Source organism: Phycicoccus sp. CSK15P-2 (assembly GCF_016888005.1).
Lineage (GTDB): Bacteria > Actinomycetota > Actinomycetes > Actinomycetales > Dermatophilaceae > Phycicoccus.
The window spans coordinates 82,775-97,231 of sequence record NZ_JAFDVE010000013.1 but is presented as its reverse complement, the minus strand read 5'-3'; the positions used below and the strand labels follow the sequence as shown (position 1 = coordinate 97,231).

The following is a 14,457-nucleotide window of genomic DNA, read 5'->3' as shown; positions in this document are numbered from 1 at the left end:
GCGCTCAGGCCCGCAGCCCGGCGGAGACCTCGGCGAGCCGGCCGGTGGACGCGCGGAGCATCCCCAGGAGGAAGTCGCGCCGGCGGCGGTGCTGGCTGAGGACGAGGTCGAGCTCGGCCTGCAGCGTGGCCGCGGTGGCGGCACGGGCGCTCTCGGCGGCGGCGTCGGCGGTGGTCACCCTCCCGTAGGCCGGGACGACGCGGTCGTCGCGCACCTCGAGGCCCGCCGCTGCGGCGCGCTCCTCGACCGTCCGTGCCCGGGCGACGAGCCCGGCGAGGTCGGTGGCCTGGTCCTGGAGGGCACGGGCGACCGAGCCGAGCTCGTCTGCGGTGGAGGACGAGGCGGCGACCACGGCATCGCCCCTGCGCCGCGGCTCGACCGAGGCCCGGCCGGGCCAGTCCTGCGCGAGGGCCGACCAGGACGCCTCGAGGGCCGCGGCCGTGGCGGCGACGCGCTCGGCCGTCGCGGCGGTGCTCGCGGCGCAGGACGACAGCGACGCGGGGTCGCCCGGGACGAGGCTCATCGTGCCCGCTCCGCGTCGCGCGGCGCCGGACGCGAAGCGTCGGTGTCGGCCACCCGGCCGAGCAGCAGCGAGAGCTCGGTGGCGGTCTCGCCGAGCGCGCGTGCGGTGTCGGCGACCTGGTCGAGCCAGTCGTCGAGGACCCGTTGGGCCCGTGGCTCGCCGGTGACGACGAGGCAGGCGAGGACGTCGTCCTCGGCCGCCTCGACGACCTCGCGGAGGGCGTCGAGGCGGGACCGGGCGTCACGGGCACGGGCCGGGTCGGGACCGAGGGGCACCCGGCCACGGTAGCCGGAGCAGGGGACCCGGCCGCGGAGTTGCCCACAGGCCCGGCCGGCCGCTGGAGGACGCCCTTGCCCGGATGGATAGGCTCGGTGGTGACCACGACGACGTGGCCCACCTGCCACCGCGAACCCGCGACCAAGGAGTGCGACCGCACAATGTCGACCGCCCCGGCCACGTCGAGCGCCCCGACGACCCGGGAGGAGATCCTCGGCCCGATCGCCGCGGCCTACGAGGACCTCGCACCCGACGGCTGGGGGCGTGAGTTCGTCGAGCGGTACTTCCGGCACACCCCGCTCGACGAGCTCACGTCGCGGACGCCGGACGTCTTCGCGGGCGTGGCCCACAGCCACCTCGAGGTCGCCGCGACCCGCCCGGTCGGCACCTCGAACGTCAGGGTGTACAACCCCTCCACCGAGACCGACGGCTGGTCCAACCCCCGCACGATCATCCAGGTCGTCACCGACGACATGCCCTTCCTCGTCGACTCCGTCGCCGGGGCGCTCGTCGACTCGGGCATCGACATCCATCTCATCGTCCATCCGCAGCTCGTCGTCGTCCGCGACGCCGCCGGGGTGCTCCAGACGGTGCAGGACCAGGACATCACGAAGAACTTCAGAGGTGCGGCCGTCGGTGAGCTCGCCGAGTCGTGGATGCTGCTCTCGATCGACCGCGAGGGCGACGAGGAGCGTCGCTCCGAGCTCGAGACGACGGTCCGCGCCGTCCTGGAGGACGTCCGCCAGGCGGTCGAGGACTGGCCCAAGATGCGCAGCCGCTGCCTCGTGCTCGCGGCCGAGCTCGAGGGCGCGCCGCCGGCCGGGACGGAGCCCGAGGACGTCGCCCTGACCACCCGTTTCCTGCGCTGGATGGCCGACAACCACTTCACGTTCCTCGGGTACCGCGAGTACACCCTCGAGCAGCGCGACGGGGGCGAGGCGATCGTGCCCGTCGACGGCTCCGGTCTCGGCCTGCTGCGCGCCGACGCGCCCCGGAGCAGGCCGCCGGACCTGCTGAGCGAGGAGGCCTCGGAGATCGCGCACGCCCCCACTCTGCTCGTCCTCACGAAGGCCAACTCGAAGTCGACCGTGCACCGGGTCTCCCACCTCGACTACGTCGGGGTCAAGACGTTCGACGAGCAGGGCGCCGTCACGGGGGAGCAGCGCTTCCTCGGGCTCTACGCGTCCACGGCCTACACCGAGTCGGTGCGCCGGGTGCCGCTCGTCGCCGAGAAGGTCCAGGCCGTCCTCGACCGCTCCGGGCTCGCACCGGACAGCCACACGGGCAAGGACCTCCTGGAGGTCCTCGAGTCCTACCCGCGGGACGAGCTGTTCCAGGCGAGTGTCGACCAGCTGTACGAGACCGCGCTGTCGGTCACCCAGCTGCAGGAGCGCCGCCGGACCAAGCTCTTCATCCGCGAGGACGACTTCGGACGCTTCGCCTCGTGCCTCGTCTTCATCCCGCGCGACCGCTACAACACGGCCGTGCGGGTCCGGATGTCCGACATCCTCAAGGACACCTTCGGCGGGGCGGAGGTCGAGTTCGCCGCGCGGGTCAGCGAGTCCGCGCTCGCCCGGCTGCAGTTCGTCGTCCGGGTGGCCAAGGGCCGGCGCATCCGCACCCTGGACCGTGCCGAGCGGGAGGCGCTCGAGCAGCGCCTCGTCGAGACCAGCCGCACCTGGGCGGACCGGCTCGGCGACGCGCTCGACGGCGAGCACGGCGAGGAGGCCGGCGACCGGCTCATGGACCGCTTCGGGCGCGCTTTCCCGACGGCGTACGAGGAGACCTTCACGGTCAGCCAGGGACTCGCCGACATCGCCCACCTGGACGGCCTCGGTCCCGAGCGGGGCACGAGCGTCGCGCTCTACCGCCCGCTCGACGCCCCGGAGGACATCCGCCGCTTCAAGCTGTTCCGCGTCGACCCGCTCTCGCTCACCGACGTCCTGCCGATCTTCACGCACATGGGTGTCGAGGTGGTCGACGAGCAGCCGTTCGAGGTCGAGCGCAGCGACGGCGCCGAGCTGTACGTGTACGACTTCGGACTGCGGGTGCCGGACTGCGCGATCTGGGAGTCCTGCCCGCACGAACGGCTCCGCGAGCTGTTCGAGGGCGCCGTCTCCGCGGTGTGGGACGGCCGGGCCGAGTCCGACGGCTTCAACAAGCTCGTCCTGGGGGCGCAGCTCACCTGGCGGCAGGTCGTCGTGCTGCGCACGGTCGCGAAGTACCTGCGGCAGACCCGCGCGACCTTCTCCCAGGACTACCTCGAGGACGCCCTCGTCACCCATCCCGAGGTCGCCCGCGACCTCGTCGAGGTCTGGCAGGCCCGCTTCGACCCCGGGCGCTTCGCCGACGACGAGGCCGGCCGTACGGCGCGCGCCGACGCCGAGGAGGAGGCCGCCCAGCGGGTGCTCGACGCGCTCGACGACGTCGCGAGCCTGGACCACGACCGGATCGTCCGGGCCTTCCTCGGGGTGGTCCGGGCCGGTCTGCGGACGAGCTACTACCAGGCCGGGCGGGACGGGGCCGAGCACCACCCGTACGTCTCGCTCAAGCTCGACCCGCGTGCGGTCCCGGACCTCCCGGCACCCCGGCCGCAGTTCGAGATCTTCGTGTACAGCCCGCGCGTCGAGGGCGTCCACCTGCGCTTCGGGCCGGTCGCCCGCGGCGGGCTGCGGTGGTCGGACCGCCGCGAGGACTTCCGCACCGAGGTCCTCGGGCTGGTCAAGGCGCAAATGGTCAAGAACGCCGTCATCGTGCCCACCGGCTCCAAGGGCGGGTTCTACGCCAAGCAGCTCCCGGACCCGGCCGTCGACCGCGAGGCCTGGCTCGAGGAGGGCAAGGCCGCCTACCGGATGTTCGTCTCGGGCCTGCTCGACGTCACCGACGACCGGGTCGGCGGGGAGGTCGTCCCGCCCGAGCGGGTGGTCCGGCACGACGGCGACGACCCCTACCTCGTCGTGGCGGCCGACAAGGGCACGGCGACGTTCTCGGACCTCGCCAACGGCGTGGCGGCGTCCTACGGGTTCTGGCTCGACGACGCCTTCGCGTCCGGGGGCTCGGCCGGCTACGACCACAAGGCCATGGGCATCACCGCGCGTGGGGCCTGGGAGTCGGTGAAGCGGCACTTCCGCGAGATGGGCGTGGACACCCAGACCGAGGAGTTCACCGTCGTCGGGGTCGGCGACATGAGCGGCGACGTCTTCGGCAACGGGATGCTCCTCTCGGAGCACATCCGGCTGGTCGCCGCCTTCGACCACCGGCACGTCTTCGTCGACCCCGACCCGGACGCCGCCACGTCCTCCGCGGAGCGCCGCCGCCTGTTCGACCTCCCGCGGTCCTCCTGGGACGACTACGACCGCTCGCTGCTCTCCGAGGGCGGCGGGGTCTTCCCGCGCACGTTGAAGTCGGTCACCGTGACCCCACAGATGCGCGAGGCGCTCGGCCTCCCCGACGACGCCCGGCGGATGACCCCGGCCGAGCTCATCCACGCCATCCTGCTCTCGCCGGCCGACCTGCTGTGGAACGGCGGGATCGGCACCTACGTCAAGGCGTCCACGGAGGACCACCTCGACATCGGCGACCGGGCCAACGACGCCATCCGGGTCGACGGCCGCGAGCTGCGGGTCAAGGTGGTCGGCGAGGGCGGCAACCTCGGGTTGTCCCAGCTCGGCCGGATCGAGGCGGCGTTCCACGGCGTGCGGGTCAACACCGACGCCATCGACAACTCGGCGGGTGTCGACACCTCCGACCACGAGGTCAACATCAAGATCCTGCTCGGGGAGGTCGTCCGGGCCGGTGGGCTGACCGTCGAGGACCGCAACGAGCTGCTCGCGTCGATGACCGACGACGTCGCCGAGCACGTGCTGCGCGACAACTACGAGCAGAACGTCCTGCTCGGCAACGCCCGCGCGCAGGAGCACGTCATGGTGGGCGTCCACGAGCGGTTCATGCACTGGCTCGAGGACCGCGGCGACCTCGACCGCGCCCTCGAGTTCCTGCCCACCGACCCCGAGATCGAGAAGCGTCAGGCCAACGGCCTGGGCCTGAAGAGCCCCGAGTTCTCGGTCCTCGTGGCCTACGCCAAGCTCGCGCTCAAGGACGACATCCTCGCCAGCGACATCCCCGACGACCCGTACTTCGAGTCGACGCTCACCGAGTACTTCCCCACGCCGATCCGCGAGGCGTACGCCGACGAGCTCGCCGGGCACCCGCTCCGCCGCGAGATCATCACGAACTCGGTCGCCAACTCGATGGTCAACCGCGGCGGCATCACCTTCGCCTACCGGGCACAGGAGGAGGCCGGGGCGTCGCCGGAGCAGGTGACGCGCGCGTTCGTCGTCGCCCGCGAGGTCTTCGGCCTCGCCGAGTACGTCCGGCAGGTCGAGGCGCTCGACAACCGGGTGACGACCGCCGCGCAGACCGCGCTGTACCTCGAGTTCCGCAGGCTCCTGGACCGTTCGGTGCGGTGGTTCCTCTCGGCGCGACCCTCGACGCTCGACATCGGTGCCGAGGTCGAGCGCTTCTCCGGGGTCGTGCGCGAGCTCGCGCCGGTCATCGAGGACATGCTCCGCGGCGACGAGGAGCAGCGGCACGGGCATCGGGTCTCCGAGCTCCGGACGGCGGGGGTGCCGGAGGACCTCGCGGTGTGGTCGGCCTCGCTGCTGGACCAGTTCTCGCTCCTCGACATCACCGACATCGCGACCGACACCGGCCGGCCGCCGGCCGAGGTCGCCGCCCAGTACTACCTCGTCTCCGAGCGCTTCGGCATCGACTCGCTCCTCGGGAAGGTGACCCGGCTGCCGCGCGAGGACCGGTGGGACGCCCTGGCGCGGGGAGCCCTGCGCGACGACCTCTACGCCGTGCTCGAGTCGCTGACCCGGTCCGTGCTCGAGGCCGCGGACGCGGCGGGGCAGCGGGACGGCGACGTCGCCGCCCAGTACGAGACGTGGGCGGCGACGAACGAGAGCAACATCGAGCGGGCGCGGTCGGCGCTCTCGGGCATCGCCCGGCTCGACGCGCCGAACATCGCCGCACTCTCGGTCGCGCTGCGCACCCTCCGGTCGGTGGTGCGGGTGGGCGCCTCGACGTGAGCCTCGGTCCGACTCAGCCCGGGCAGCGCTTGTAGACCTGGGTCTGGGGTGACTCTCCCTTGGTGACCAGGACCGAGCGGCCCTGCCACAGAACGAGGTCCAGGGGCTCGAGCGTGTCCGGGCCGTCGTTGACGACGTCCTCGAAGGAGAAGTCGCCGCGGAAACGGTCCGGGGAGCTGGCGAGCACCTCGTTCAGCACTCCCGCGGGTGGCTCGAAGTAGACGATCTCGCGCGCTGTCACCTCGACGATGCGCCCGGCGGTGGAGCCGCCGCGCTCGCAGTCCGCAGCCGTGACCTCCTCGTCCCCGTTCTGCACCGCGGTCCAGACCCCGCGGAACTGGCGTGGGATGGTCGGGCGGTCGTCGTCCTCGGTCTCGCCGGCGTCCGACGACGGGCGCGGCGAGGGGCTTTCGGGTGTCGGCCCGGTCTCGGTGGGCGTCGCGCTCGGGGGTGGTGAGGACGTGCCGGCGGTGGGGGTCGCGCTCGGGGAGGTGGTGTCGGCACCGCCGTTGTCGGTGCAACCCCCCAGCAGGGCGGCAGCGGCGAGGGCGGCGGCCGCCCGGGCGGTGACGGGGCGGGGGGTGGCCGGGTGTCTCATGCGGCTCTCCTCGGTGGCTCGCGCGTCGCATCGCTTCTCGTCGCCCCCAGCGTGCACCCTGCCAGATGGCGGCGTCTGCCGGGCCGTCCGGGGCAGTTCCCTATGCTCGGGTTCCGTGAGCACGCTGGCCGGGATGTTGAGGCAGACGACGGACCTCGAGCCCGCCGAGTCCGAGTGGCTGCACCTGCTCGTGGGGGACTGGCAGCTCGTCGCCGACCTCTCCTTCGCCGACCTCGTGCTGTGGGTCCGCGGAGGGCTGGACGGCTGGCGTGCCGTCGCGCACGTCCGGCCGAACACCGGGCCGATGGTCTTCTACGACGACATCGTCGGCCGGGCCTCGACCCGTACCCGGGCGGCCATGCTCGACGAGGCCGCCCGGCAGCGCCGCCTCGTCACGTCACCGGTACCGGCCCGGCGCGACGACATGTCGATCCGCGAGGACGCCGTGCCGGTCACCTGCGGCGGTCGGGTCGTCGCGGTGGTCACGCGGCACACGAACCTCACCGGTGGGCGGACGCCGAGCCGGCTGGAGCTCACGTACCGCGACCTCGCGGACGCGATCCTGCGGATGGTCGCGACGGGCGAGTTCCCGTCGCCGTCGGCACCCACCGGGCTGCGACGCGGCGCCCCGCGGGTGGGCGACGGTGTCATCCACCTCGACGCCGAGGGCATGGTCCGCTACGCCAGCCCCAACGCGGTGTCGGCGGTGCACCGGCTGGGACACGTCGGGGACGTCACCGGGGAGAGCCTGGCCAAGATCGTCGCCGACCTCGCGGCGGAGGGGGACCGCTCGGTCGACGAGTCGCTGGCCGTCGTCGTGATGGGCCGGGCGTCGTGGCGCACCGAGGTCGAGACGGACTCGGCGACGGTGACGATGCGCGCGATCCCGCTCACCGAGGGTGGGGTGCGCCGGGGCGCGATGCTGCTCCTGCGCGACGTCTCCGAGCTCCGCCGCCGAGAGCAGGAGCTGCTCACCAAGGACGCGACGATCCGGGAGATCCACCACCGGGTGAAGAACAACCTGCAGACCGTGGCGGCCCTGCTCCGGCTGCAGGCGAGGCGGGTGCCGGAGGAGGACGCCCGGGCCGCGCTCCACGAGGCCGTGCGACGGGTGGCGACGATCGCGCTCGTCCACGAGACGCTGAGCAGCGGCTTCGACGAGACCGTGGCCTTCGACGAGATCGCGCTGCGCGGGCTGCGTGCGGTCGTCGAGGTCGCGACGCGCGAGCACCACGTCGACTCGCGGTTCGAGGGGTCGTTCGGACGGGTCCGGGCCGAGGATGCGACGGCGCTCGCGATGATCATCAGCGAGCTGGTCCAGAACGCCGTCGAGCACGGCCTCGCCGACCGCGACGGGACCGTCGTCGTGGGGGTCGACCGGCAGCCCGTCGAGGGCGGGGACGACCTCACGGTGACCGTGACCGACGACGGTGCCGGGCTGCCCGCGGGCTTCCGGCCGGTGCTCGCCGGGCTCGGTACGCGGATCGTGACGTCGTTCGTCCAGGACCTGCGGGGGAGGATCCGCTGGGAGAACGCCCATCCGACGGGGACGCGCGTCACCTTCGTCGGGAAGCTGCGGCCCGTGTCGACGCGGTGACCGGTGGCCGGCCGCGCGTTGGGGTCAGCCGGCGCGGCGGGCGCGGGCGTTGCGACGCTTGAGCGCGCGGCGCTCGTCCTCGGACATGCCACCCCACACGCCGGCGTCCTGGCCGGACTCGATCGCCCACTTCAGGCACGTGTCGAGCACCTCGCACCGGCGGCACACGGCCTTGGCCTCCTCGATCTGAGCGATCGCCGGGCCGGTGTTCCCGATGGGGAAGAACAGCTCGGGGTCCTCGTCGAGGCAGGCAGCGCGGTCGCGCCAGTCCATGGGTGGTGCTCCTTGTCAGCGGGGGTTGAGCAGAATGCGGACACCGGCAGGAGAGGTGGGTGCTCGGGGCCGCGGGGTGCACCCTTGCAGCCCCGTTTCGGACGAGTTACGCACAGACGTCCTTAGCGTTACTCTACCGTGACCGACCCAATCCGGCTAGAGCCTGGGCGCGTGTCCGGTGGTGTCGGAGAACGGTGTTTCAGAGGTCACGGCGGGACAACGGACGGGAGGGCCCCGGATGTTCCCGCCGGGTGACGGGCCCTACGCTGCCAAGGTGCCCGACCCCGACGCCGAAGCCCGGCGCGCTCCCCGGACCGTCGCCGCGGCCCTGTGTGCCCTCCAGTCGCTGGTGCTCGTCGGGGTCGTGGGCTTCTACGGCTACGAGCTGGCCGTCGGCGAGGGCAGCGACCCCGTTCGCGTCGTGATGTCCGGGCTGCTCATCCTCCTGGGTGCGGCAGGTCTGGCCGTGCTGGCCCGCGGGTGGTGGGGCCGTGAGCGTTGGCCGCGGACGCCGACCGTCGTATGGAACGCGCTGCTCGTGCCCGTCGGCTGGAGCCTGGTGCAGGCCGGCCGGACGGCCCTCGGGGCGGGCGTGCTCTTCGTCGCGCTGCTCACCGGCGGGGCGGCCGTGGCCGCACGGGTACCGGACCCGGACGGTCTCGGCGACGCCTGACGTCACCGGCCGGCCGGGGCCGGCTCGGGCTGGTCGGCGAGCACCTGGAGCGCCGATGCCACGCCGTCGACGACCACGACGCCCCGTCCCGGCAGCCCCTGGACCGCCGGGACGTCGACCCGCGCGACCCCGAGCAGGTCGCCGTCGTGGCGGGCGGGGCGGAGCAGCACCCCGGTGCCGTGCCGGGCGACGTCCACGTCGAGGCCCCGGAACCGGCCGAGCAGTCCTGAGGTCGTCGTCGCGACGGCCACGGCGCCGTGGTCCCGGTCGACGAGCGCCGCGATCTCGGCCACGACGGGGAGGACGGCGGAGTCCGACAGCCGGTCGGCGTCGTCGACGAGCAGCACCATCTCGGGATGTTCCCGGCGCAGGGTGACCAGGGTGTCGGCGTCGTCCGGGCCGAGGACGGGGCAGGGCCACCGGCCGGGCCCGGTGGTCGGCGACACCACCGCGACCGGCCGGTCCGCGGCCGTGGCGGATGCGGCGAGGGTCGCCAGGGCGGTCGTCCGGCCCGACCGGGGTGGTCCCGCGACGAGCAGCCGGCGTCCGTGCACCGCGGGCTGCCAGGCCCACGCGCCCGCCGTCGGGCCGGCCAGGCCGAGCAGCAGGCCGTCGCGCGGCCGGTGCTCCGGCGCGATGTCGAGTCGGGTCACCCGGGTGGGGAGCGCCCGGTAGCGCCACGGTGCGGCGTCCGGTGTGACCGGACGACGACCACGTCGCGCCCAGTCCCTCTCCGAGGGCCGGGCCACCTGCAGCTCGCGGCCGTCCGCCGCGAGCAGGCCTCGTCCCGGTGGGGCGTCGGGCGAGAGGACCCCGGCGGGCAGGCCGAGCAGGGCGGCGTCCAGGGGGTCCGGGGTGCCGAGCACGAGGGTCCGCCCGCCGAGTGCGGACCACGCGGAGCGCAGGAGGTCCCGACCGCCGCAGACGGCGGCGACCAAGCCGCGGCCGGCGCCGTCGCGCAGCAGGCGGAGCAGGCGCTCGGACGACGGGGTGGCGTCACGGGGGTCGTCGTGCTCCGCCAGCTGCTCCCACCCGTCGACGACGAGCAGCACCGTGCGGCCCCGGGACGCCTCGGCCGAGGCGTCCCCGACGACCGACTCGAGATGGGAGAGCAGGGCGCGAACCGCGGCGGTGTCGTGCGGCGCGGCGACGGTGCCGACGTGCGGGAGGCCCGCCCACGCCGGGGTGTCCGGGGCGACCGCATGGACGTGCAGGTCACCGGGCGGCATCTCGGAGGTGGCGGCCCGGACGACCGCGGAGAGCGCCGTCGTGCGTCCGCTGCGTGGCCGGCCCACGACCCGCCAGAGAGCGACGTCGCGGCTCCAGGAGAGGGTGACCCGCCGCTGTCGCTCGGGCTCGTCGACGACGGCCAGGCCGCTCGGGCCGAGGGAGGCCGGCTCCAGGGCCTCGGGCAGCGGCGGGAGCCACGGGCGTCGCGGAGCCGTGCCGCCACGATCGTCGTGGGCGCTCCGTACGACGTCGACGACCGCGGCCGTCTCCGCGGCGCGGTCCCGGTCGCTCGTCGCCCGGTCCGTGCCCTGCGGGCGGACGGTCACCGGCGGCCCCGCGCTCTCGGGGGCGACGAGGGCCACCTGGAAGGCGACGAGCCGGCCGTCCCCGCCCCGAGCGAGACCTCGACCGGGGGTGTCGGCGGGCAGGTCGGCGGCCGCGGCGTCCTCGACGACACCGACGGAGTCGGCCCGGTCGCGCACCCGGAAGGCCACGCGGAGGTTGACGTTCGCCTGGATCTCGGGGGTCAGGGTTCCGGACGGGCGCTGGGTGGCGAGCACGAGGTGGATGCCGAGCGAGCGGCCCTGCGCGGCGAGCCGGACCAGGCCGCTCACGAGGTCGGGCAGCTCGTCGACGAGGGCCCGCACCTCGTCGACCACGACGACGAGGCGGGGGAGCGGCTCGGCGCCCGGGCGTGCGTGGTGGTCGTCGAGGTCGCTCGCCCCCGAGTCGCCGAGGACCCGCTCGCGGCGGCGCAGCTCGGCCCCGAGCGAGCGCAGCACGCGCCCGGCGAGGTGGTCGTCGAGGTCGGTGACGAGCCCCACGACGTGCGGCAGCGTCGCGCACGGGCCGAACGCGGCACCGCCCTTGAAGTCGACGAGCAGCATCGTCAGCTGCTCGGGGGGCGACCCGAGGGCCAGGCCCGTGACGAGCGTCCGGAGGAACTCGGACTTGCCCGAGCCGGTGGTCCCGCCGACGAGCACATGGGGGCCGTCGGCGCGCAGGTCGAGGCGGAAGGTCCCGCCGTCGCGGACCCCGACGGCCGCGACCGGGCCGTCGCTCGCGGCCCACCCGCGCTGCACCCCGGCGACGTCGAGGGGGTGGTCGAGCAGGCTCGTGAGACCGACGGCGCGCGGCAGCGCGGCGGCGCCCCCGGAACCGCCGAGGCGGACCGGCGCGAGGGCGCGCGCGACGCGCTCGGCCCACGCGGGGCCTGCTCCGTCGGCGACGAGCGGGGTCGGCCCGCCCGTGTGGTGCAGGACGTGCCGCCCACCTCCCAGGCACTCCAGGACCGCCCCGCAGCCGTCCGGGAGCTCCTCGCGGCGTTCGGCCGCGACGAGCAGCAGGGTGTCGTCGCCGGTCTCCGTCACCGACGAGCCAGCCCCGGCGGCGTCCGGGACCACGACGAGGCGGCGCGCGGCACGAGGAGGGTGTGGGAGGAGCCCGAGCCAGCGCCACGCGTCGTCCGGTGGCCCGAGGACCTCGACACCGAGGGCCGACGGCGGGCAGCGGACGACGAGCTGACCGACGACCCCGGTGAGCAGGGCGCGTGTCTCGCCCTGGGGTCCCACGACGCCGAGCACGTGGCCCTCCGCGAGGTCGACGACCACGGGCACGGCGACGGCTTCCCCTCGCTCCACCTCCGAGCCGTCCCTCCAGGTCGTCGTGGCCGGGACGGTGCCGATGCCGACGCGCACGCGCAGGTCGTCCGGGGCCGACCACAGCCCGGCGAGCCGGTGCTCGGCGCGGCGGAGCACCTCGTGGAGGTCGGGGTGGACGCGCTCGCGCATCCGTCGTTCCTCCGCGAGCGCGCTCTCGAACCGGCTGCGCGCCTCGGCGGTCGCTCGGGCGTGGTCGGCGAGGGCGGCGCGATGGCGTCGGCGTGCCCCGACCCGGTCGGTGAGTGCCGTGGCGAGGACGACGACCGGCCCGAGCAACGCGAAGGCCAGCAGGTGCGGCCCGAGGAAGAACGCCATGGCGGCGAACACCGGGACGGGGACGAGCGCCGCGACCCACGGCACACGTGCGCGCGTCGGTTCCGTGGGCGCGCGGGGCGCCTCGACCTCGACCGCCGGCGGTGACGCCACCGGACGGCGCCCCGGCGCGAGGAGCACCGTGCCGTCGCCGGGGTGGACGACCGGCAGTCCGGGTGGTGCCACCCTGCGCAGCCGGAGGGTGCTGGCGCCGATGACGATGGTCGAGGCGGTGTCGACCCGCTGGGCACCGTCCACCGGACGGCCGTCGACGACCACTCCGTTCGTCGAGCCGGTGTCCTCGACGGCCACGCCGTCCGCGTCGACGGTGAACCGCGCGTGCCGCCGGCTGAGCGCGGGGTCCTCGAGCCGGAGCCCGGTGTCGGGGGAGCGGCCGACATCCGTGCCGCCCGGTCCGAGTGGGCGGCTGCGTCCGGCGTCGGGCCCCCCGACGACCGCGACCTCGAGGACGGCGCGCGGACGGTTCCCTCCACCGTCCGCGCCGCCGCCGCGCAGCGCCTCGGTGCCCTCGACCGTCACGGACGCGCCGTCGAGGAGCGGCGGCATCCCGACCACCGCGTCGTCGGCGACCGGCCGGCCCTCGACGGAGAGCACCGGCACCGGCAGCCCGAGATGGTCGGCCAGCGCGCCCCGCAGCCGCCCGGCGGCCGCGCCCTCGCGTGCGTCGATGACAACGTCGACGGGACGGGTGCGGCGCTGCGGGACGTGCACGGTCAGCCGGAGCTCCATGGCGGCGACGCTAGGCAGTCGGCGCCCAGCGGCCGCGGAGTTTTCCACAGGCAGCCCGGTGTCAGGACGGCCGCCTCAACTACACGACGGGCAGCACGGTGGCGAACTCGGTCGTCGCGAAGGTCTCGTCCGAGGGCACCGTCACGTTGTACACGTATTCCGCGACGCATCTCGTCGTCGACGTCAGCGGGTACTGGACCCGCTGACCCGTCCCTCTGGCGAGTGGTTCGCAGGTCATCTGTGGGTCCGGTACGACGTCAGAGGAGGGGCTGGCCCTATCGCCTTGAAGGCGTAAGACGAATGTCATACGCTGGGTGCAGGACATCGGTCAGCCCGTAAGAGTCGGACTGTGAGAGGGGAGGACGTCGATGGCTACGACCCAGCAGGACCGGGACGCACGTGCCCTGCGTTCGGCCAAGCACCGCAGCCTCACCCTCCGGCTGGACATGACGACGGCCGACGACATCGAGGTGGCTGCCGAGATCCTGGGCGTCAGCAAGAGTGCCTGGGCCAGAGAGGTCCTGCACGATGCCGCAGCCCGGGTCGTGGCGCGCGCGGACAGGACGCTCATGGATGCCGAGCTCTTCGACCACATGATGGCGACCATCGACACCCCGGATCCGATGCCGGCCCTGGTCGAGGCGATGCGAGGCGCGCCGGACCTCGACGTGAGGTGACCTCTCGACACCTCGTCAGGCTCACGCCGGAGAAGGCTCCCGGGTACGACCTGGGGGCTTTCTCGTGTGGTGACGAGTCCTACGACTCGTGGCTGTCGAACGTGGCGGTGGATGCCTGCCGTCGACGTACTGCGTCCACCTTCCTGTTGGTCGACTCCGACGATGCCGCGGCCCGGGACCGGACGCCGGTCCTGGGGTACTTCGCCCTGGCGCTCACCATGATCGAGGCGGATGACTTCGCCTCCAGAGGTCTACGAGGTGGCGCCCGAGCTCCTACACCCGCCTATCTCCTGGCACGGCTGACCCTGGGCTCTCACTTGCGCGGAGGGCGTGAAGGAGGGTGGCTGCTGTCTCACGCTCTGAGGCAGATGGTCGCCGCGGCCACCGGTGACATCCCCAGCAGGTTCCTCGTGATCGACGCGGAGCGGTACGCGGTGGCCCGGATGTACGCCGACCACGGGTTCACACCGGCCGGACCCCTGGATGAGGGTGTGGACCCCGAGACCGGGCTGTACGAGCGTCACCGGCGTCTGGTCGCCAAGACCTCGAGTATCGCGAAGGCCCTCGAGGAGGCGCGCTCGCCGTAGCTCGACGTGCCGCTACTTCGACTCCGTCGAGCCTGGGCTGATGGCGGAGCTCCGTGCTCGACGACATCGCTGCCCCCGGCTGTGGGAATGGTCACAGGGTGGGTTGTCCACAGGGTGGTGGACACATGAGTGCGTTCGAGCGCCTCGTGGTGTTGGGTTGGACGTGCAGGGGCGGCTCAGAGGGAGGGCGGCCGAGAACGAGAGGGACGC

10 protein-coding genes are annotated in these 14,457 nt (G+C 73.9%); 5 read left to right on the top strand and 5 right to left on the bottom strand.

Going from position 1 to position 14,457, the window contains the following annotated elements; genetic code table 11:
• Nucleotides 1–4 precede the first annotated feature (4 nt).
• Nucleotides 5–523 (bottom strand): hypothetical protein, encoded by a 519-nt coding sequence (locus JQN72_RS09025; RefSeq protein WP_204134841.1) that lies wholly within the window; start codon nucleotides 521–523, stop codon nucleotides 5–7.
• Nucleotides 520–798 carry a hypothetical protein gene (locus JQN72_RS09020; RefSeq protein ID WP_204134840.1) on the bottom strand — a complete coding sequence of 93 codons (279 nt, stop codon included), beginning with the start codon at nucleotides 796–798 and terminating at the stop codon, nucleotides 520–522. Before JQN72_RS09020 ends, JQN72_RS09025 begins: the two co-directional genes overlap by 4 nt.
• A 162-nt stretch (nucleotides 799–960) precedes the next feature.
• On the opposite strand from JQN72_RS09020, the gene JQN72_RS09015 reads away from it, so the two are divergent.
• On the top strand, nucleotides 961–5,889 hold the full coding sequence (locus tag JQN72_RS09015; protein ID WP_204134865.1) for an NAD-glutamate dehydrogenase: 4,929 nt from the start codon (nucleotides 961–963) through the stop codon (nucleotides 5,887–5,889).
• 13 nt (nucleotides 5,890–5,902) lie between these two features.
• Here JQN72_RS09015 and JQN72_RS09010 read toward each other — a convergent pair whose 3' ends face one another.
• Entirely contained in the window at nucleotides 5,903–6,487 is a 585-nt protein-coding gene (locus tag JQN72_RS09010; RefSeq protein WP_204134839.1) for a hypothetical protein, read from the bottom strand.
• A 115-nt stretch (nucleotides 6,488–6,602) separates the two neighbouring features.
• On the opposite strand from JQN72_RS09010, the gene JQN72_RS09005 reads away from it, so the two are divergent.
• Entirely contained in the window at nucleotides 6,603–8,084 is a 1,482-nt protein-coding gene (locus tag JQN72_RS09005; protein ID WP_204134838.1) for a sensor histidine kinase, read from the top strand.
• Nucleotides 8,085–8,108: 24 nt separating this feature from the next.
• Here the strand turns inward: JQN72_RS09005 and JQN72_RS09000 are convergent, their stop codons facing one another.
• Nucleotides 8,109–8,357, bottom strand: coding sequence for a WhiB family transcriptional regulator (locus JQN72_RS09000; RefSeq protein ID WP_030527568.1), 249 nt, complete (start codon nucleotides 8,355–8,357; stop codon nucleotides 8,109–8,111).
• Nucleotides 8,358–8,631: 274 nt separating this feature from the next.
• Between JQN72_RS09000 and JQN72_RS08995 the strand changes: the two genes are divergently transcribed.
• Nucleotides 8,632–9,030 (top strand): hypothetical protein, encoded by a 399-nt coding sequence (locus tag JQN72_RS08995; RefSeq protein ID WP_307812551.1) that lies wholly within the window; start codon nucleotides 8,632–8,634, stop codon nucleotides 9,028–9,030.
• Nucleotides 9,031–9,032: 2 nt separating this feature from the next.
• Here the strand turns inward: JQN72_RS08995 and JQN72_RS08990 are convergent, their stop codons facing one another.
• Nucleotides 9,033–12,983, bottom strand: a complete 3,951-nt coding sequence (locus JQN72_RS08990) for an FtsK/SpoIIIE domain-containing protein (protein WP_204134837.1) — start codon at nucleotides 12,981–12,983, stop codon at nucleotides 9,033–9,035.
• Nucleotides 12,984–13,351: 368 nt separating this feature from the next.
• On the opposite strand from JQN72_RS08990, the gene JQN72_RS08985 reads away from it, so the two are divergent.
• Entirely contained in the window at nucleotides 13,352–13,660 is a 309-nt protein-coding gene (locus JQN72_RS08985) for a DUF1778 domain-containing protein (RefSeq protein WP_204134836.1), read from the top strand.
• A gap of 368 nt (nucleotides 13,661–14,028) precedes the next feature.
• Nucleotides 14,029–14,247 (top strand): hypothetical protein, encoded by a 219-nt coding sequence (locus JQN72_RS08980; protein ID WP_204134835.1) that lies wholly within the window; start codon nucleotides 14,029–14,031, stop codon nucleotides 14,245–14,247.
• Nucleotides 14,248–14,457: the final 210 nt, after the last annotated feature.

Coding starts and splice junctions, on each gene's coding strand:
- JQN72_RS09025 (WP_204134841.1), bottom strand. CDS start 523: ATGAGCCTCGTCCCGGGCGACCCCGCGTCGCTGTCGTCCTGCGCCGCG.
- JQN72_RS09015 (WP_204134865.1), top strand. CDS start 961: ATGTCGACCGCCCCGGCCACGTCGAGCGCCCCGACGACCCGGGAGGAG.
- JQN72_RS09010 (WP_204134839.1), bottom strand. CDS start 6,487: ATGAGACACCCGGCCACCCCCCGCCCCGTCACCGCCCGGGCGGCCGCC.
- JQN72_RS09000 (WP_030527568.1), bottom strand. CDS start 8,357: ATGGACTGGCGCGACCGCGCTGCCTGCCTCGACGAGGACCCCGAGCTG.
- JQN72_RS08990 (WP_204134837.1), bottom strand. CDS start 12,983: ATGGAGCTCCGGCTGACCGTGCACGTCCCGCAGCGCCGCACCCGTCCC.
- JQN72_RS08985 (WP_204134836.1), top strand. CDS start 13,352: ATGGCTACGACCCAGCAGGACCGGGACGCACGTGCCCTGCGTTCGGCC.
- JQN72_RS08980 (WP_204134835.1), top strand. CDS start 14,029: ATGGTCGCCGCGGCCACCGGTGACATCCCCAGCAGGTTCCTCGTGATC.